The 19,530-nt window shown below is 66.3% G+C and carries 13 protein-coding genes; 4 read left to right on the plus strand and 9 right to left on the minus strand.

All coding sequences use genetic code 11. The features are described from left to right. The first annotated feature begins 24 nt into the window (after positions 1-24). The 3 genes from IVA79_RS30850 to IVA79_RS30860 are packed head-to-tail and all read left to right on the plus strand — an operon-like array spanning position 25 to position 5,115. Positions 25-705, plus strand: coding sequence for a response regulator transcription factor (locus IVA79_RS30850; protein ID WP_247560236.1), 681 nt, complete (start codon positions 25-27; stop codon positions 703-705). Further along, positions 689-2,149, plus strand: a complete 1,461-nt coding sequence (locus IVA79_RS30855) for an ATP-binding protein (protein ID WP_247560238.1) — start codon at positions 689-691, stop codon at positions 2,147-2,149. The genes IVA79_RS30850 and IVA79_RS30855 overlap by 17 nt, the downstream gene beginning before the upstream one ends. Beyond that, positions 2,146-5,115 (plus strand): bifunctional [glutamine synthetase] adenylyltransferase/[glutamine synthetase]-adenylyl-L-tyrosine phosphorylase, encoded by a 2,970-nt coding sequence (locus IVA79_RS30860; RefSeq protein WP_247560240.1) that lies wholly within the window; start codon positions 2,146-2,148, stop codon positions 5,113-5,115. The genes IVA79_RS30855 and IVA79_RS30860 overlap by 4 nt, the downstream gene beginning before the upstream one ends. Here the strand turns inward: IVA79_RS30860 and IVA79_RS30865 are convergent. The 5 genes from IVA79_RS30865 to IVA79_RS30885 are packed head-to-tail and all read right to left on the minus strand — an operon-like array spanning position 5,090 to position 11,058. Further along, entirely contained in the window at positions 5,090-5,323 is a 234-nt protein-coding gene (locus tag IVA79_RS30865) for a formate dehydrogenase subunit delta (protein WP_247560242.1), read from the minus strand. The genes IVA79_RS30860 and IVA79_RS30865 overlap by 26 nt on opposite strands. Next, entirely contained in the window at positions 5,313-6,140 is an 828-nt protein-coding gene (fdhD, locus tag IVA79_RS30870) for a formate dehydrogenase accessory sulfurtransferase FdhD (RefSeq protein ID WP_247560244.1), read from the minus strand. The genes IVA79_RS30865 and fdhD overlap by 11 nt, the downstream gene beginning before the upstream one ends. 4 nt (positions 6,141-6,144) lie before the next feature. Then, on the minus strand, positions 6,145-9,018 hold the full coding sequence (gene fdhF, locus IVA79_RS30875; RefSeq protein WP_247560246.1) for a formate dehydrogenase subunit alpha: 2,874 nt from the start codon (positions 9,016-9,018) through the stop codon (positions 6,145-6,147). Between the two features lie 10 nt (positions 9,019-9,028). After that, positions 9,029-10,585, minus strand: a complete 1,557-nt coding sequence (locus IVA79_RS30880) for an NADH-quinone oxidoreductase subunit NuoF (protein WP_247560248.1) — start codon at positions 10,583-10,585, stop codon at positions 9,029-9,031. Next, on the minus strand, positions 10,582-11,058 hold the full coding sequence (locus IVA79_RS30885) for a formate dehydrogenase subunit gamma (protein WP_247560250.1): 477 nt from the start codon (positions 11,056-11,058) through the stop codon (positions 10,582-10,584). Before IVA79_RS30885 ends, IVA79_RS30880 begins: the two co-directional genes overlap by 4 nt. A 226-nt stretch (positions 11,059-11,284) precedes the next feature. Here IVA79_RS30885 and IVA79_RS30890 point away from each other — a divergent pair, with 226 nt between their 5' ends. Continuing rightward, on the plus strand, positions 11,285-12,178 hold the full coding sequence (locus IVA79_RS30890; protein WP_247560252.1) for a LysR family transcriptional regulator: 894 nt from the start codon (positions 11,285-11,287) through the stop codon (positions 12,176-12,178). 97 nt (positions 12,179-12,275) lie between these two features. Here the strand turns inward: IVA79_RS30890 and IVA79_RS30895 are convergent, their stop codons facing one another. The 4 genes from IVA79_RS30895 to IVA79_RS30910 form a co-directional block, all read right to left on the minus strand. Continuing rightward, positions 12,276-14,606, minus strand: coding sequence for a PAS domain-containing sensor histidine kinase (locus IVA79_RS30895; RefSeq protein WP_247560254.1), 2,331 nt, complete (start codon positions 14,604-14,606; stop codon positions 12,276-12,278). 226 nt (positions 14,607-14,832) lie between these two features. Beyond that, positions 14,833-16,206, minus strand: coding sequence for a cation-efflux pump (locus tag IVA79_RS30900; RefSeq protein ID WP_247560256.1), 1,374 nt, complete (start codon positions 16,204-16,206; stop codon positions 14,833-14,835). A 205-nt stretch (positions 16,207-16,411) separates the two neighbouring features. Beyond that, complete coding sequence (locus IVA79_RS30905) at positions 16,412-17,380, minus strand: zinc-binding dehydrogenase (RefSeq protein ID WP_247560259.1); 969 nt, start codon at positions 17,378-17,380, stop codon at positions 16,412-16,414. A 25-nt stretch (positions 17,381-17,405) separates the two neighbouring features. After that, positions 17,406-18,401 carry a nitronate monooxygenase family protein gene (locus tag IVA79_RS30910; protein WP_247560261.1) on the minus strand — a complete coding sequence of 332 codons (996 nt, stop codon included), beginning with the start codon at positions 18,399-18,401 and terminating at the stop codon, positions 17,406-17,408. Between the last annotated feature and the right edge of the window lie 1,129 nt (positions 18,402-19,530).

Consider the following 19,530-nt stretch of genomic DNA (forward strand, 5'->3'; position numbering starts at 1 on the left):
TCCTTGACCGCCGCCGAACGCACGATGCGCCTCCTCATCATCGAAGACGACCGCGAATCCGCCGATTACCTTGTGAAGGCGTTTCGCGAAGTCGGACACATTGCCGATCACGCCGCCGACGGCGAGGAGGGCCTCGCCATGGCCGAAAACGGCGATTACGACGTGCTGGTGGTCGATCGCATGCTGCCCAAGCGCGACGGCCTGGCGCTGATCGGCGCGCTCCGCGACAAGGGCAACACGGCGCCGGTGCTGATTCTCTCCGCGCTCGGACAGGTCGACGATCGCATCAAGGGCCTGCGTGCCGGCGGCGACGACTATCTGCCAAAGCCCTATTCCTTCGCCGAGCTGCTGGCCCGGGTCGAGGTGCTGTCGCGCCGCCGCGGCGGTCCCGCCGAGGACACGCTCTACCGCGTCGGCGATCTCGAGCTCGACCGGCTCTCCCATCGCGTTGCCCGCGGCAAGGACGAGCTGACGCTGCAGCCGCGCGAATTCCGCCTGCTCGAATACCTCATGAAGCATGCCGGACAGGTGGTGACGCGCACCATGCTTCTGGAGAACGTCTGGGACTATCATTTCGATCCGCAGACCAACGTGATCGACGTGCACATTTCGCGGCTGCGCTCCAAGATCGACAAGGGCTTCGAGCGCCCGCTGCTGCACACGATCCGCGGCGCCGGGTACATGATCCGTGACGGCATTCGGTAAACTCGTCCGCACCACGGCGTTCCGGCTCACGCTGGTCTATCTGCTGCTGTTCGCGATGTTCGCGGCTTCGCTGCTGGCCTATTTCGCCTGGAATACGCGGCGGCTGATCACCGAAGAGATCACGCAGACGGTCAATGCCGAGACCTCGGAGATCTCCGAGATCTACGGCCGCCGCGGCCTGCGCGCCCTGGTGCTGGCAATCGAGTATCGGGCGCTGCGGCCCGGCGCCAATCTCTACCTCGTGACCACGCCGACCGGGCAGGCGATCGCTGGCAATGTCGGCTCGCTGGCGCCCGGTGTGATGGCGACGCGCGGCTGGTCGGAGACCGCCTACCGGCGGATCGAGGACGCCGATGACCGCGACCATCGTGCGCTGGTGCGCGTCACCGAATTGGAGAATGGCTTCCGGCTGCTGATCGGCCGCGACCTTGCCGAGCGGCGGCGGCTGTTCGGCATCGTCGCCAAGGCCGCGCAATGGTCGGTCCTGATCGTCGTGGTGCTCGGCCTCGGCGGCGGCGTCTTCGTCGCGCGCCGTGTGCTGAGGCGCATCGACGCCATGACGGGGACCGCACAGCGCATCATGACCGGCGATCTCAGCGAGCGCCTGCCGGTCGGACGCAGCGGCGACGAGCTCGATCGTCTCGCCGAAAATCTCAATGCCATGCTGGAGCGGATCGAGGCGCTGATGGCGGGGCTGAAGGAGGTCTCCGACAACATCGCCCACGATCTCAAGACGCCGCTGACGCGCCTGCGCAACCGCGCCGAGGAGGCGTTGGCGAAATCGGGCTGCGAGGCCGACTACCGGGCGGCGCTGGAGCGGACCATCGAGGAATCCGACGGTCTGATCCGCACCTTCAACGCGCTCCTGATGATCGCGCGTGCCGAGTCCGGACAGGCTCGCGGCAACATGGATGATTTCGACGCGGCCGAGGTCGCGGGTGGCATCCATGAGCTCTACGAGCCGCTTGCCGAAGATGACGGCATGACCTTGAAGGTCAAAGCCGAGCCGACGCCGGTTCATGCCAATCGCGAACTGATCAGCCAGGCGCTCGCCAATCTGGTCGAGAATGCGATCAAATACGGCAAGCCGGTTGCGCAGACGAGCGGAACCGTGGTCAGCATGGACGCGAGGCCGATCACGATCGAGGCGAGGCGTGACGGCGACCAGGTGCTGCTCAGCGTCACCGATCGCGGCCCCGGTATCCCCGAGGCCGACCGCAAGCATGCCGTCGAGCGATTCGTGCGGCTGGAAGCCAGTCGCACGCTGCCGGGCTCCGGCCTCGGCCTCAGCCTTGCCTCGGCGGTTGCGACATTGCACGGCGGCGAATTGCGGCTGGGCGACGCCCAGCCCGGTCTCGTCGCCACGCTGGTGCTGCCGGCGCACGCCGGTGCCGGCGACAGGGTTGCTCCGCCAATACCGGATGTGCCACAGAAGGTGGCATGAACCACTCCGCGCCGGGAAACGCGGACAAGCATGGTGAGAGGCTGGCCGCGCGCTTTGCGGAAGCTCCCCATATTGCCGCTTCCACAACCGACGACCGACGTTTCGAAAGCTGGCTGAGCGAGCTTGAGCCGGCCCAATCGGCCCGTCTCGAAGCGCTGCTGGCTCATCCCTTCGCGAGGGATATCGTGGCCGGTATCGCGGAATTCTCGCCCTATCTGTTCGATCTGGTGCGCGCCGATGCCTTGCGCCTGATCCGGCTGCTCGAATGCGATCCGGATGCGCATCTGACGGCGCTGATCGCGGACGCGAGGAGCGCGGTGCTCGCGGCGGCGGATGAGGCCGAGGTGATGCGGCTGCTTCGCCGCATGAAGGCCGAGACCGCGCTGCTGACTGCCTTGTGCGACATCGGCGGCGTGTGGCCGGTGATGCGGGTGACGGCGGCGCTGACCGATGTCGCGGTGTCCTCAGTGCAGGCGGCGCTGCAATATCTGCTGCGGCAGGAAGCCGCACGCGGCAAGCTCTCGCCGCCCAATCCAGAGGCGCCCGAAGAGAGCTGCGGGCTGATCGTGCTCGCCATGGGCAAGATGGGCGCGGGCGAGCTGAACTATTCCAGCGACATCGATCTCATCGTGTTCTTCGATCCCGATGCGACGACGCTGGCCCCAGACATCGAGCCGCAGCCGTTCTTCGTGCGGATCACGCAAGGCATGGCGCGCATCCTGCAGCAACGCACCTATGACGGCTACGTGTTCCGCGTCGATCTGCGGCTGCGGCCCGATCCGTCCTCGACGCAGGTGGCGATCTCGCGGGACGCTGCGCTGAACTATTATGAACGGGAAGGGCGCACCTGGGAGCGCGCCGCGATGATCAAGGCGCGCGCCTGCGCCGGCGATGCCAGGGCGGGCGAGGCGTTGCTCGCCGAGATCGCGCCCTTCGTCTGGCGTAAGCATCTCGACTTCGCGGCGCTCGCCGACGTCCACGACATGAAGCGGCAGATGCAGACCTATCGCGGCCAGAGCGAGGTCGCGGTGGAGGGGCACAACGTCAAGGTCGGCCGCGGCGGCATCCGCGAGATCGAGTTCTTTGCCCAGACCCAGCAATTGATCGCCGGCGGCCGTCATCCGGCATTGCGGGTGCGGCCGACGCTGAGGGCGCTCGACATTCTCGCCTCGAGCAATTGGATCACCCCTGCTGCGCGCGACGAGCTGACCGAGGCGTACCAATTCCTGCGCCGCGTCGAGCATCGCCTCCAGATGATCGCCGACGAGCAGACCCATACGCTGCCCGAGGACAAGGACGCGGTCGAGCGCTTCGCGCGCTTCTTCGGCTATCCGGATCGCGAGGCCTTTGCCCGCGACCTGCTGCGCCAGCTCAAGATCGTGCAGGGCCATTACGAAAAGCTGTTCGAGGGCGACGATCCGACCGGCACCGCGAAACTGCCGGCGCTCGACTACAGTGCAGGTCCGGACGATCCGCGCCTGCTCCAGCATCTCGTGGCGCTCGGCTTCAAGAAGCCTGCCGCGGTCGCGCAGACCGTGCGCGATTGGGTCACCGGCGACTATCGCGTGTTCCGCAATGAGGCGACTCGGAACGCCTTCGTCGAATTCGTGCCGGCCCTGATCGACGGTCTTGCCCGTGCCGAGGAGCCGGATCGCGCCGTCGTGGCGTTCGATCATTTCCTCGGTGCGCTCCAGCGCGGTGGCCGGCTGATCACGCTGCTCGGCCAGAACCGCGATCTCGTCGCGCTGGTGGCGCTGGTGCTGGGCGCAGCGCCCCGGTTAGGGGAGATGCTGGCACGGCAGCCGCAGCTGATGGATGGCCTGATCGATCCGCGCTTCTTCGGCGCCATGCCGGACCGGCAGGAATTGTCGGGACGGTTGGCTGCGACCGTGCAGGATGCCGGCTCATACGAAGAGTTCCTCGATCGCCTGCGCCTGTTCGGGCAGGAGAGCCTATTCCTGATCGGCACGCGGATTCTCTCCGGCACCGTCTCGGCGCAGCAGGCGAGCACGGCCTTTGCCGATGTCGCCGAAGGCATCGTCCACACCGTGCATGGCCTCGTCGCCGACCGCTTTGCCGCCCAGCATGGCCGCATCAAGGATCAGGAGACCGCGATCATCGCGATGGGCCGGCTCGGCAGCCGCGAGATGACGGCGTCGTCCGATCTCGACCTGATCCTGCTCTACGATTTCGACGCCGACGATCCGGACTCCGATGGGCCGAAATCGCTGCAGGGCGCGCACTACTTCGCCCGCCTGACCCAGCGCCTGATCAGTGCGTTCACGACGCGCACCAATTACGGCGTGCTCTACGAGATCGACATGCGGCTGCGGCCCTCGGGGCGCGCCGGCCCCGTGGCCTCGAGCCTGGTTTCATTCGCGGACTATCAGGCCAACGAGGCCTGGACCTGGGAGCACATGGCGTTGACGCGCGCCCGCGTGGTGTCGGCTTCGCCCGAATTCCGGATGCGGATCGAGCGCGTCATCCGCGACGTGCTGACCCGCCGCCGCGATGCCGCCATCACCGCCAACGACGTCGCCGACATGCGGCGTGCGATCGCCCAGGAGAAGGGCGAGGGCGATTGCTGGGATCTCAAGCATGCCGCCGGCGGCATGGTCGATATCGACTTCATCGCGCAATATCTCCAGCTCGTGCACGCCCATGAGAAGCCTGACATTCTCGACGTCAGCACCATGCAGGTGCTGGAAAATGCCTGCCGGCTCGGCGTGCTCCCGCAGTCGGAGACCGAGGTCCTGCGTGCCGCAGCCCGGCTCTATCACGACCTGACGCAGATCCTGCGGCTCTGCGTCAGCGACCGTTTCAAGCCGGAAACCGCCGGCACCGATCTGCAGCGCGTGATGGCGCGGGCCGGTGACACCCCGGACTTCTCCTCGCTGGAGGCGCGCGTGAAGGAGACCCAGAGCGAGGTGCGGCGCGTGTTCAGGGCGCTGCTGGAAGGGGCGTAGCCTGCTTCAGCGCGGCGATCGCCTCGCGCACATCAGGCTCCAGGCCCGCGCCGCCGGCATCGAGATGGGCGAAGATCGCGCGCTTCATCCGGGGATCCCAGAACTTCTTGATATGCTCGGCGATGCCCGGCACGGCCTTGCCGTGGCCCTGGCTCTGGAAGAATCTGCCGATCTGGTTGGCCATGTAGATCAGGCGGTCAGGCGACATCGGCAACCTCCGTGGCATGGCGAGCCACGATCCGGCTGCCATGCGTAAATATCTCGAATCCGTCCTGCCGGGCGATCGCGATCAACGTGATGCCGGCGGCTTCCGCGGTGCGCACCGCGAGCGCGGTCGGCGCGGAGACCGCGATCATCACCGGGACGCCGATCGCGGCCGCCTTCTGCACCATCTCGACCGAGACGCGGCTCGTCAGCAGCACCATGCCGCCGCTCGCGTCGTTGCGGCTGCGCGCCAGCGCGCCGGCGAGCTTGTCCAGCGCATTGTGGCGGCCGACATCCTCGCGTAGCGCGACGATGCTGCCGGCAGGGGACCAGAATGCGGCGGCGTGCACCGCGCGTGTCTGCAGATTGATCGATTGCAGCGGCGCGATGGCCTGCACCGCCATCATGATCTGCTCGGGCGTGAAGCTCTGCCCGTGCGATACCACCGCCGCAGGCCGCACGGCTTCGGCAATGGATTCGATACCGCAGATGCCGCAGCCGGTGGGGCCGGCGACATGGCGGCGGCGCTCGCTGATGAGCGCCGCATCGTCCGCCGTCAGCCACATCCTGAGCTCGATGCCATCGTCGAGGCGAACGATGTCAAGTGACTTGATGTCGTCGACCGATTTGATGATGCCTTCGTCCAGACTGAAGCCGACGGCAAAATCTTCCAGGTTCTGGGGCGTTCCCATCATGACGGCGTAGGTGCCGCCATTATAGGTCAGCGCCAGCGGCGTCTCCTCCGGAATGAATCGCGTGCCTTCGGACGCCACACCGTTGCGCCAGATTTCGCGATCGACCGCCTGAACCGCGACGTGCATGCCGTTACTCCGCCGCCTCGGCCGGCGCGATGCGGCGGGAGTGCCGCGCCTGCGCGTCATAGGCCTTCTGCCAGTCGGACGGGCCGTTCGAGGGCGAGACCTGCACCGCCGTGACCTTGTATTCGGGGCAGTTGGTCGCCCAGTCCGAATAGTCCGTCGTGATGACGTTGGCCTGCGTGTCCGGATGATGGAAGGTGGTGTAGACGACGCCGGGCGCGACCCGGTCGGTGATCTCGGCGCGCAGCGTGGTCTCGCCGGCGCGGCTCTTCAGCCGCACCCAGTCGCCGTCGCGCACGCCGCGCTGCTCGGCATCGTGGGGGTGGATTTCGAGCCGGTCCTCGGCATGCCAGACCACGTTGTCGGTGCGCCGTGTCTGCGCGCCGACATTGTACTGGCTGAGGATGCGGCCCGTGGTGAGCAGCAGCGGGTAGCGCGGACCGGTGCGTTCGTCGGTCGCGACATATTCGGTCACGACGAACTTGCCCTTGCCGCGGACGAAGCCGTCGATATGCATCACCGGCGTGCCCTCGGGCGCCGTGTCGTTGCAGGGCCACTGCACCGAGCCGAGTTCGTCGAGCTTGGCATAGGAGACGCCGGCAAAGGTCGGGGTCAGTGCTGCGATCTCGTCCATGATCTCCGAGGGGTGGCTGTAGTTCATCTCGAAGCCCATCGCCTTGGCAAGGCCTATGGTGACCTCCCAGTCGGCCATGCCGTTCTTCGGCGTCATCACCTTGCGCACGCGCTGGATGCGGCGCTCGGCGTTGGTGAAGGTGCCGTCCTTCTCGAGAAAGCTCGAGCCGGGCAGGAAGACATGGGCGTAGTTCGCGGTCTCGTTCAGGAAGAGATCGTGGACGATGACGCATTCCATCGCCGACAGCGCCGCCACCACGTGGCTGGTATTGGGATCGGACTGCAGGATGTCCTCGCCCTGCACGTAGATCCCCATGAACGTGCCTTCCACCGCGGCGTCGAACATGTTGGGAATACGCAGGCCCGGCTCGGGGTTGAGCTTGACGTTCCACAGCGCCTCGAACTGGTCGCGCACGGCATCGCCGGAGACGTGACGGTAGCCCGGCAGCTCGTGCGGGAACGAGCCCATGTCGCAGGAGCCTTGCACGTTGTTCTGGCCGCGCAGCGGGTTCACGCCGACGCCGGCGCGGCCGATATTGCCTGTCGCCATCGCGAGGTTGGCGATCGCGATCACCGTGGTCGAACCCTGGCTGTGCTCGGTGACGCCGAGGCCGTAATAGATCGCGCCATTGCCGCCGGTGGCGTAGGTGCGCGCCGCTTCGCGCAGATCCTTCGGATTGACGCCGGTGAGGATGGCGGTGGCTTCCGGGCTGTTGTTGGGCTGGGCGACGAAAGCCGCCCATTCCTCGAACTCGCTCCAGTCGCAGCGCTCGCGCACGAAGGCTTCGTTGACGAGGCCTTCTGTCACGATGACATGCGCCAGCGCGGTCATCACCGCGACGTTGGTGCCGGGCATCAGGGGCAGGTGCAGCGCCTTCACATGCGGCGATTCCACCATCTCGGTGCGGCGCGGATCGATCACGATCAGCTTGGCGCCCTGGCGCAGCCGCTTTTTCAGCCGCGAGGCGAACACCGGATGAGCGGAGGCCGGATTGGCCCCGATGATCAGGACGACGTCGGTGTCCTCGACCGAGTCGAAATCCTGCGTGCCTGCGGAAGTGCCGAATGTGGTGGCGAGGCCATAGCCGGTCGGCGAGTGGCAGACGCGGGCGCAGGTGTCGACGTTGTTGTTGCCGAAGCCGGCGCGGATCAGCTTCTGCACCAGATAGGTTTCTTCGTTGGTGCAGCGGGACGAGGTGATGCCGCCGATGGCGTCGCGGCCATATGTCTTCTGGATGCCGCGCATCTTGGCGGCGGCAAACGAGAACGCCTCGTCCCAGGACACTTCGCGCCAGGGATCCTCGATCCGCTCGCGGATCATGGGTTTCAGGATGCGTTCCTTGTGGTTGGTGTAGCCCCAGGCGAAGCGGCCCTTGACGCAGGAATGGCCGCGATTGGCCTTGCCGTCCTTGTAGGGCACCATGCGAACCACTTCCTCGCCGCGCATCTCGGCCTTGAAGGCGCAGCCCACGCCGCAATAGGCACAGGTGGTGACGACGGAGTGCTCGGGCTGGCCGATCTCGATCACGGATTTTTCGGTCAGCGTCGCGGTCGGGCACGCCTGTACGCAGGCGCCGCAGGAGACGCATTCCGAGCCGAGGAAGCTCTCGCTCATGCCCGGCGACACCCGGCTGTCGAAGCCGCGGCCGGAGATGGTCAGCGCGAAGGTGCCCTGCACCTCCTCGCAGGCGCGCACGCAGCGCGAGCAGACGATGCACTTGGAAGGATCGTAGGTGAAGTACGGGTTGGACTCGTCCTTCGGCATCCAATGGTCGTTGCTGCAGCCGTCGGACTTGGCGAAGACATGGTTCTCGCCCTCATAGCCGTAGCGCACGTCGCGCAGGCCGACCGCGCCGGCCATGTCCTGCAATTCGCAATCGCCGTTGGCGCCGCAGGTGAGGCAGTCGAGCGGATGGTCGGAGATGTAGAGCTCCATCACGCCCTTGCGCAGCTGCTTCAGTCGCTCGGTCTGGGTGTGCACGACGAGGCCGGGCATCACCGGCGTGGTGCAGGACGCCGGCGTGCCGGCGCGGCCCTCGATCTCGACGAGGCAGAGCCGGCAGGAGCCGAACGCGTCGACCATGTCGGTGGCACAGAGCTTCGGGATCTGGTGGCCCGCGTCCATCGCGGCCCGCATGATCGAGGTGCCCTCGGGCACGGTGACCTCGTTGCCGTCGATGGTCAGCGTCACCATCGTTTCCGATTTGGAGGCCGGCGTGCCGAAGTCGATTTCTTCGATCAGAGACATTGTCGTGCTCCTATTCCGCGGCCTGAAGCGTGGTCGGCGCCGGGATGAAGTCTTCCCGGAAATGCTTCAATGCGCTGAGCACGGGGTAGGGCGTGAAGCCGCCGAGCGCGCAGAGCGAGCCGAATTTCATGGTGTTGCAGAGGTCCTCGACCAGCGCGAGGTTCTCGCTCACGCGCTCGCCGTTGATGATCTTCTCGATGGTCTCGACGCCGCGGGTGGAGCCGATCCGGCACGGCGTGCACTTGCCGCAGGATTCGACGGCGCAGAACTCCATGGCGAAGCGCGCCTGCCTGCGCATGTCGACGCTATCGTCGAACACGACGATGCCGCCATGGCCGATCAGGCCGTCGCGCTGGGCGAAGGCCTCGTAGTCGAACGGCGTGTCGAACAGCGCGCGGGGGAAATAGGCGCCGAGGGGACCGCCGACCTGCACGGCGCGGACCGGGCGGCCGGTGAACGTGCCGCCGCCGATGTCGTCGACGAGCTCGCCCAGCGTCACGCCGAAGGCGGTCTCGAACAGTCCGCCATGGCGGATGTTGCCGGCGAGTTGGATCGGCATCGTGCCGCGCGAACGGCCCATGCCGAAATCGGCGTAGGCCTTGGCGCCCTCGGCGAGGATGAAGGGGATGGCGGCGAACGACAGCACGTTGTTGATGACGGTCGGCTTGCCGAACAGGCCGTGATGGGCGGGCAGCGGCGGCTTGGCGCGGACGATGCCGCGGCGGCCTTCGAGACTCTCCAGCAGCGAGGTCTCCTCGCCGCAGACGTAGGCGCCGGCGCCGACGCGGACTTCGAGATCGAAGCAGTACGTGGAACCGCCGATCTTGTCACCGAGATGGCCGCCGCGCCTGGCGGCGACGATGGCAGCATCCATCGCCTCCACCGCATGCGGATATTCGCTGCGGATGTAGATGTAGCCCTTGGTCGCGCCGACGGTGAGGCCGGCGATGGTCATGCCCTCGATCACCAGGAAGGGATCGCCTTCCATGATCATGCGGTCGGCGAAGGTGCCGCTGTCGCCTTCGTCGGCGTTGCAGACGATGAACTTGCGGTCGGCCTTGGCTTGCGCGACCGTCTTCCACTTGATGCCGGTCGGGAAGCCCGCGCCGCCGCGGCCGCGCAGGCCCGATGCCGTGACTTCGGTGAGGATCGCATCCGAGCCGAGCGACAGGGCACGCTCAAGTCCCTTGTAGCCGTCGTGCGCGCGGTAGTCGTCGAGCGAGCGCGGATCGATCACGCCGCAACGGGCGAAGGTGAGGCGGGTCTGGCGCTTCAGCCAGGGGATCTCGTCGGTCGCGCCGATCCGCAACAGATGCGGCGTGTTGCTGGCGAGCGCATCGAGCAGGGAGGGCACGTCGGCCTCCGTGACAGGGCCGAAGGCGATGCGGCCCTGCGGTGTCGCGACCTCGACCAGCGGCTCAAGCCAATACAGGCCGCGCGAGCCGGTCCTGACGATCTCGACCGCCACGCCGCGCTCGCTTGCTGCCTGCTCCAATGCCAGCGCGACCTCGTCTGCGCCGACGGCGATTGCGCCGGCATCACGTGAGACGAACAGACGCAAGCTCATCGCTGTGCCTCCGCAACCAGTGCATCGAGGCGCTTCTGATCGAGCCGGCCGATCAGGCGGCCATCGAGCATCGCGGACGGTGCGGTCGCGCACAGGCCGAGGCAGTAGATCGGCTCCAGCGTGACGCGATCATCCGCCGTCGTGTTGCCGAGCGACACGCCGAGCTTGGCTTCTGCGCGCGCCGCCAGCGCATCGCCGCCTGCGGCCTGGCAAGCCTCCGCGCGGCAGAGCTTGAGCACATGACGGCCAGCCGGCTTGTGGCGGAAGTCATGGTAGAACGTGAACACGCCATGCACTTCTGCGCGCGACAGATTGAGCGCTTGCGCCACCATGGGGATGGCCGCCTCCGGCACGTAGCCGAACGCCTCCTGCAGCGCATGCAGGATGACCAGCGTCGCGCCCTCCAGGTTGGCATGTTCGGTGATGATTTCGGCGCCGCGCGTCTCGTTCCAAGGCTCAAAAACCGCTGTCATTCTTCGTTCTCAACCAGAGCGTTTCCTCTGGCGCAAACTAGTTGGAATCATTCGCAGATCAATAAAGCTGTCCCGTGCTGCGATTGCGGATTCGGATCGATTTGCAACCGCGATCGATCGATGCGAAATGGCAATGAAAGTTGGAGCGGCTGCCGGTTTTTTGCGTGTTGGTGCGAGCCCAACGTGTTAGCTTGCATGCCACGATGGAATCCGAGGGGACGACCGGTTGATCGACAAGCTTGAACTGCTGCTGGCGCTGGCGAAGGAGCGTCATTTTGGACGCGCCGCGGAGGTCTGCGGCGTGACGCAGCCGACGATGTCGACCGGGCTCAAGCAGCTCGAGGAGATCCTCGGCGTGATGCTGGTCCAGCGCGGGTCACGGTTCCAGGGCTTTACGCCGGAAGGCGAGCGGGCGCTGGACTGGGCGCGGCGGATCGTCGGCGATGCCCGCGCGATGCGCGAGGAGATCAACGGGCTGAAGCATCAGCTCTCCGGCGAGATCCGCATCGCGGCGATTCCGACCGTGCTCGGCATGGTCGCCGCGCTGACGACGCCGTTCCGCGCCCGGCATCCCGAGGTGCGCTTCCGCATCCAGTCCACGACCTCGTCCGAGGTGCTGGGGCTGCTCGAAAATCTCGAGGTCGATGCGGGGCTGACCTATATCGAGAACGAGCCGATCGGCAAGGTGCGCACCATTCCGCTCTACAATGAGAGCTATCGTCTCCTGACCGCGCCGGATGCGATGTTCGGTGACCGCGAGACGGTGACGTGGAAGGAGGTCGGGCAGGTGCCGCTATGCCTGCTGACGCCCGACATGCAGAACCGCCGCATCATCGACCGAGCGCTGCGCTCGGTCGGCGCCGAGGCGACGCCGACGCTGACCTCGAACTCGCTGCTGGTGCTGTTCACGCATGTCAAGACGGGGCGCTGGGCAAGCGTGATGCCGGCCAAGCTTGCCGAGACGCTCGGTCTTTCGGACACGGTGCGCTCGATACCGATCACCGATCCCGACGTCAATTACAGCATCGGCATGGTGATCCCACAGCGCGATCCGATGACGCCGCTAATCGCAGCCCTGGTCAACGTCGCGCGCGAAGTCGCGCCGTCGCTGCAATTATAGAGCATCGTGAGATCGAGCGGGTCGGCAGTGTCGGTGCCCACCCCTCCCTACGGGAGAGGTGGGCCCTCGGCTCGCATCGATTCAATCAAAGCTCGTCCTAAGCCGCGGCCGATATGCCGGACGCCGCCTTGACCGCGTCGCGCGGCAGGGTCACCCGCACGACGGTGCCGACTTCGAGCTTGGAGCGCAGCCGCATCGAGCCGCCGTGGAGCTGCGCCAGCGAGCGGGCGATCGCGAGGCCGAGGCCCGAGCCGTGATAGGTCTTGGTGAGCTGGCTCTCGACCTGCTCGAACGGGCGGCCGAGCCGCGCCAGCGAATGCGGCGCGATGCCGATGCCGGTGTCGGCGATCATCAGCACGATCCGGTCGTCGAGCTGCCGGCTGCGCACCACGATGCGCCCGCCATCCGGCGTGAACTTCACGGCGTTGGAGAGCAGGTTGACGATGATCTGCTTGGTGGCGCGGCGGTCGGCGACGACGGAGATCGATTTTGCGATGTCGGCGTCGAGCGTGAGGTGCTTGTCCTGGGCCCGGCCGGTGACGACCCGCAAGGATTCCGCCAGCGTCTGCGACAGGTCGAGTTCTTCCATGTCGAGCTTCATGCGGCCGGCCTCGATCTTGGACATGTCGAGGATGTCGTTGATGACCTCGAGCAGATAGTGGCCGCTGGTCAGGATGTCCTGGCAGTATTCCTGGTACTTCTCGCTGCCGAGCTCGCCGAACATGCCCGAGCCCATGATCTCGGAGAAGCCGATGATGGCGTTGAGCGGCGTGCGCAGCTCGTGGCTCATGTTGGCTAGGAATTTCGACTTGGTCTGGTTGGCTTCCTCGGCGCGGGTCTTCTCGCGCTGGTACTTCTCGGCGAGATCGGCGAGCTCGACCGCCTGGCGCTCCAGCGCGGCCTGCGAACGCTTCAGGTCGATGACGGTGGCCCGCAGGCGCAGATCGTTGTCGACCAGCTTCTGCTCGTGCTCCTTGATGCGGGTGATGTCGGTGCCGACCGAGACGTAGCCGCCATCCTTGGTGCGGCGCTCGCTGATGTGCAGCCAGCTGCCGTCGTCGAGCTGCGCCTCGAAGGTGCGCGCGCCCGGGCCTTGGGCCGCGGTCTCGTTGTGGCGGGTGCGCACCTCCGGCATGCGGCCGACCTCGAGCACGGTCTCGTAGGAGGTGCCCGGAATGACGGCGGTGTCGGGCAGCTTGTGCAGGCGCTGGAAGTGCGAGTTGCAGAGCACCAGGCGGTCGCTCGCGTCCCACAGCACGAAGGCTTCCGGAATCGTCTCGATGGCGTCGCGCAGGCGGAGATCGGCTTCGACCGTCTTCTCGGCGAGGCTCTTCTGCTCGGTGATGTCCACGGCGATTCCGATCAGATGCACGCTGGAATCGGTCGCCCCGCGCGTCTTCTCGCAGCGGACGCGCAGCCAGATCCAATGGCCGTCGACATGCTGCATGCGGAAGGTCTGGTCGATGTGGTCGATCTTCTCGGAGATGAGCTGATCGGCGATCGCGAACAGGTCGATGTCGTCGGACTTCACCAGCGCGTTGACCTCGCCGAAGGTGAGGAGCTCGTTGCGGCCGTCGAGGCCGAGCATCGAGAACATCGATTGCGACCAGAAGATCCGGCCGCGCGACAGGTCCCAGTCCCACAGCCCGCAGCGGCCGCGGTTGAGCGCGGTGTCGATCCGGCCGCGCACGGCGTCGTTGATGAGGTCACCCTCGCGGGCGCGGGTGGACTGCCAGTGGAAGGCGAAGCCGAGGATCAGGACGACGAAGCCTGTGGTCGCCGACAGAGTCACCGACAGCGCGGCGTCCGAGCCCCAGATCGGCTCGTTGCGTTCCTGGATCACGGTGACGAAGCCGGGCATCGACTTGATCTGCCGCGAGGTCGCCATCGCGGCGTTGCCGCTCGGCAGCGTCATGTCGGAGATGTTGCCGTCGCGCGTCGGCGCCGCGAGCAGTTGCGCCGTGGTGATGGCATCGAGCAGGCGGTCGTTGCCGGAGGGATCGCTGTCGATCGGGATGCGGGCGAGGACGCGGCGGTCGATGCCGGCCGAGGTGACGATGACGTGGCGACCCGAGGCCGTGCCCCAGGACGGGATCAGGTCTGGCAGCAGCGTCGGCAGGTTCTCGATGTTCTTGAGCCGCTCCTGCCGCACCGAGGTGAGGCGGTCGATGCGTTCGGCGAGCAGATCGGCGAGCGCGGAGATGTCGTGGCGGATCGCCAGCCGCTTCTGGCGCGTCTGATCGACGACCTGCACGAACGCGCCGAGGCAGATCGTGATCAGGAACGCGATGATGAGCGTCGGCACGGCGCGACGAAGCGCCGGCTCCGCGATCAACAGCCGATGATAGGCAGGTTTCGCGATCGATTGCGCCAATCCCTTGATCGAATCGGATTGGACGCACGCGTTCGCGGCGTCTGCACGCGACATGCCTTCGGCCCCCTGAAAACCAGCTTGCAACTGAAGTCCGGAAGCAGCCCCACATCGCTTCCGAATCACACTGATTTGAATCCAGTTTTCGCGGGCTGTCGAGAGTCAACGAATCGTTAACGCGAAATTATTCTTATCCAATGCGCAGTTTGCGCATCGTGCGTCCGCAAACTCACGGGCGCGAGGAGTCCGAAACGAGAACGGGTGACTCGTCTCGTGCGCCGCGTCACGCGCGCGGCGGCTCGGCGTGACTGATCACGCGCTTTACGCTCGGGAACGCGCGCCGCAGCGCGCGCTCGATCGCGTCGACCTGCTCGTGCACCTTGATCACGCTCATCGATGGCGTGGCGCGGCAGTGGAAGTTGACGATCTCGCCGGCATCGGTGTTGCGGACGCGGACATTGTGGATGTCGTGGATCTCGCCGCCGGCGGCGTATTCCGTCAGCGCGGCGGCGATGGTCCGCACCCGTTCCTGTGTGGCATCGACCCCGAACGGCAGTTCCGGTTCCAACGGCTCGATATGGACGTCGACCTCGACGTCCTCGCCGAACTCCTCCTGGATGTTGCGCTCCAGGGTGTTGGCGACGTCATGGGCGGCGTCGAGCTGCATTCCGCCGTCGACCTCGAGGTCGATGCCGACGATCAGCTTGGCGCCGAGATCGTGCACCGTGACGTGGTGGATGGCGAGCCCGGAATTGCGCGCGATCACCATGATGCGGTCGCGCACGGTCTCGTTGTCGCGCGCGACAGGCACCGCAGCGAAAGTAAGGTCGGCATCGCCGAACGCCGTGCTGACGGCGGCCTGCGCGTTGCGCTTGATGTCCTCGACGCGGTCGATCGGGTAGGTCCGCGGCACCTTTGCGATGGTGTCGATGAACGTGGTCGCCCCGACCATGCGCACACGCAGCCGCTCGACGTCAATCACGCCGGGCACGCCGCGGATCGCGGCCGTGGCTTTTTCCTGCGCGCCCTCCGGGGCGCGGTCGACCAGCGTCTGCACGGTCGAGCCGGCCATGCGCAGGCCGAGCGCGGCGATCATCACGGCGACCGCGGCGGCCGCCGCGGCGTCGCCCCACCAGAAGCCGAGGGCGGCGAGGACCAGGCCTATGATCACCGCGGACGAGCCCATCACGTCGGAAGCGAAATGCAGCGCATCCGCCGCCAGCGCCTGGCTCCGCGTCTCGCGCGCGGCACGATGCAGGGCGCGGGCGCGCCAGAGATTGACGAGGATGTCGATCACCAGCACCACGAAGGGCACGGCCGAGACGGTCGGCGGCGGGGTTCCCTCGCGCAGCCGGCCATAGGCCTCGACCAGGATGCCACCGGCGAGCACGTAGAGCAGGGCGGTGACGCCCAGCGCCGAAATGCTCTCCAGCTTGCCGTGGCCGTAATGGTGCTCCTCGTCCGCTGGCTTGTCAGACACCCGCACCACCGCCCAGGTGATGATGGTCGCGATCAGATCGATCGCGGAATGCAGGGCCTCGGAGATCAGCGCGAGCGAACCGATCGCGATACCGACCACGAACTTGGCGGCCGCCATGCCGCCGCTGGCGAAGATAGAGATCGCCGCGACCGAGGTTTTGTTGGGCTGGGAGGTCATGGCGGGGATTTAGCAGGGCGTGAGTGAACATCAAGCGATGATCCACAGCCGTAGTCGCTAGTGAGTTGCAGGAGCGATCCACGTCTTGCGCCGGCCCGTAGGGTGGGCAAAGGCGCGTTAGCGCCGTGCCCACCATTCGTCAGTGATAGATGCAGATCGTGGGCACGCTCCGCTTTGCCCACCCTACGGCCGGTGTCCGCGCGCCTCACACCGTCACCACGATCTTCCCGAGATGCTTGTTTGCCTCCATGTGCTCGAACGCCTTGTCGATGTCGTCGAACGCGAACACCTTGTCGATCGGCAATTGAAGTTTCCGCGACTCCACCGCGCCCCAGATGTCCTTGCGGACCTCGTCGAAGATCTCGCGGACCTCCTCGATGGTGCGGGTGCGGAAGGTGACGCCGACATAGTCGATCCGGCGCGCCGCATGCAGGTCGAAGTTGAAATCGGCATGGGTGCCGCCGAGCCGGCCGACATTGACGATGCGGCCCTTCACCCTGGTCGCGGCGAGGTTCTGATTGGCGACCTTGCCCGAGACCTGGTCGACGATGAGGTCGACGCCTTCGCCGTTCGTCGCCGTCAGCACCTCGTCGACCCAGTTCGGATCGGAGCTGTCGACCGCGAGGTCGGCGCCATAGTCCTTCAGCCGGCCGCGGCGAGCGGCGTCCGTCGACGAGCCGATCACGAGCTTTGCGCCTTTGAGCTTCGCGATCTGCATCGCCATCAGGCCGACGCCGGAGCTGGCGCCCTGGATCAGCACGCTCTGGCCCGGCTGCACGCCGCCGATGGTGACGACGGCGTTGTGCATGGTCGCGAGCGCGACGGGCAGGGTGGCCGCCTCCTCGAAATTCATGTTCGAGGGCGCGCGGAACAGCCGGCCGTGATCGGCCAGTGTGTATTCCGCGAATGCCGCGCCGCCCGAGCCCATGATGCGGTCGCCGATCTTGACGCCCTTTGCATCAGGCCCGAGTTCGGCGACCTCGCCGGCCCATTCCATCCCGAGCACGGTGCCGGCGCCGCCGGCCGCGCCATGGACGTGCCCCCTGCGCATGCCGGTGTCGGCGCGGTTGAGCCCGCAGGCGCGGACACGCACCAGCACTTGCGTGCCCTTGGGCTTTGGTTGAGCGACGTCGGAAATCCGAGCGCCGTCAGGGCCGTAGACGTAAGCCTTCATGAATTGCTCTCGCTTCTTGAAGTGACTATTCCGCAGCCTGCGCCGCCGGCTGAACGATCATGCCCTCCAATCGTCCGCGGATGATCGCTTCCGCCTCGCGCACGATGCGGGAGATGAGCTCGGCGCAGCTCGGGATGTCCTGGATCAGGCCCTGCACCTGGCCGGCCGACCAGATGCCCTCGTCCGAATTGCCGGTGGCGTACACCATCTTGCCGCGGGCGCCCGCGACGAGCTCGCGGATGTCCTCGAACTTGGCGCCTTGCTTCTCCATCGCGACGACCTTGGTCGAGATCTCGTTTTTGGCGACGCGCGAGGTGTTGCGCATGGTGCGGAAGATCAGCTCGGTCTCACGCTCGTCATTGGCGACGATCTTCTCCTTGATGAGCTGATGGATCGGGCTTTCCCTGGTGGCCATGAAGCGCGTGCCCATGTTGATGCCGTCGGCACCCAGCGCCAGCGCGGCGACGAGGCCGCGGGCATCAGCGAAACCGCCGGAGGCGATCATCGGGATCTTGATCTTGTTGGCAGCGGCCGGGATCAGGATCAGGCCGGGTGTGTCGTCCTCGCCGGGATGGCCGGCGCATTCGAAGCCGTCGATCGAGATGGCATCGACGCCCATCCGCTCGGCCGAGAGCGCGTGGCGGACGCTGGTGCATTTGTGCACGACTTTGACGCCGTGCTTCCTGAACTCGTCGACATGCTCCTGCGGCTTGTTGCCGGCGGTCTCGACCACCTTGATGCCGGCCTCGATGATCGCGGCGCGATACTCGGCGTAAGGCGGCGGCTTGATCGCGGGCAGGATGGTGAGGTTGACGCCGAACGGCTTGTCGGTGAGGTCGCGGCAGCGCGCGATCTCCTTGGTGAGATCCTCCGGCGTCGGCTGGGTCAGTGCTGTGATGAAGCCGAGCGCGCCGGCATTGGCGACGGCGGCGACCAGCTCGGCGCGGCCGACCCATTGCATGCCGCCCTGGACGATCGGGTGCTCGACGCCGACGAGCCTAGTGAACCGTGTCTGCAACATGATGTGTTTCCCCCGCCTTTCGTGGCGCTCTGTTATCGGTTGATGGCGGCAGGATGCCGCCGGGGTCGGGAAATGTCTATTGGATCGGCTTGCGGTGGGAGCGGGGCGATCATGCGGAGGTGAGGGGATTCCGTGGGGCGGATAATTGGGACGCAACGAGGGGACGTGGCAGCGCCACTCCGTCTCGTGTCCCGGACGCGCTGCAGCGCGTAGCGTTGCTGCGCAGAGCCGGGACCCATGTTCCACGAACGATCCGAGAGATGGGCCTCGGCTCTGCAGCGCACCGTCCCGCTGGACGATGTTTCGCATCGCCATCGAGACGCTGCGCTGCGTCCGGGGCACGGACAAATGATTGACCGCTCGTTTCGTCAGCTGTCAAACCGCAGACACACCTTCTCGCTCTCGCGGCTCATCTCGCCCGAGCTTTGCTTGATCGCATGGCCCTTATGGAGACAAGGGCGCAGGGAAGGCCGGGCGCCGGCGGCACCCGTAGGTCCGTGCGCGAAAGATGCACACGGGGTGGACCACAGGTTGGCCGAACGCCCGGCCTTCCCTGCGCGATGGTTTACGGCGTACTTCGTGCTCTCCCCGGGGAGCGATGCACTATTGCCCCCGTCGCCATGCAGATGATCGATGCGCGCACCGGTTGGTCGCCGCATCACCGCAGGACTTGACGCACAGACCCCGGGCGTCAGGACCACACGACTTGGCCGTCCGCGCACGTCTTCGCATGTCGCTTCGAGTGCTGGCGTGTGATCACGCCCGAAGCCATGCGAAGACGCTGTCGGCGCCGGGTCGTATGCGCGGAAAGCCCTTTTGCTCACGGTTTCCCGCCCTGCAATGGGCTTCGCGCCCGACGCCGTCGCGTCCATCGCTGCCCAGCCCGCGGTTCGTGACGATCGCGATCCGCCCCTTGTCTCGGGCCGGGGTGTTTCGCTTGTACGACAAATCCGAATTTCGGTAAAGTGGAATATTTGCGCCGGCGGGCTTGACAGGCGGGGTGGAGGATTTGGCGGGGTGTTTTGCCCGACGAGGCTGAGCAAGAACTCGGCATTTTGGGGAGTTGATGTACGATTCTGTTCATGACGAATCGCACATTCAAGACGGGCGAGAGCCGAGAGCAACTCAG

This window comes from Bradyrhizobium sp. 138, assembly GCF_023074075.1.
Lineage (GTDB): Bacteria > Pseudomonadota > Alphaproteobacteria > Rhizobiales > Xanthobacteraceae > Bradyrhizobium.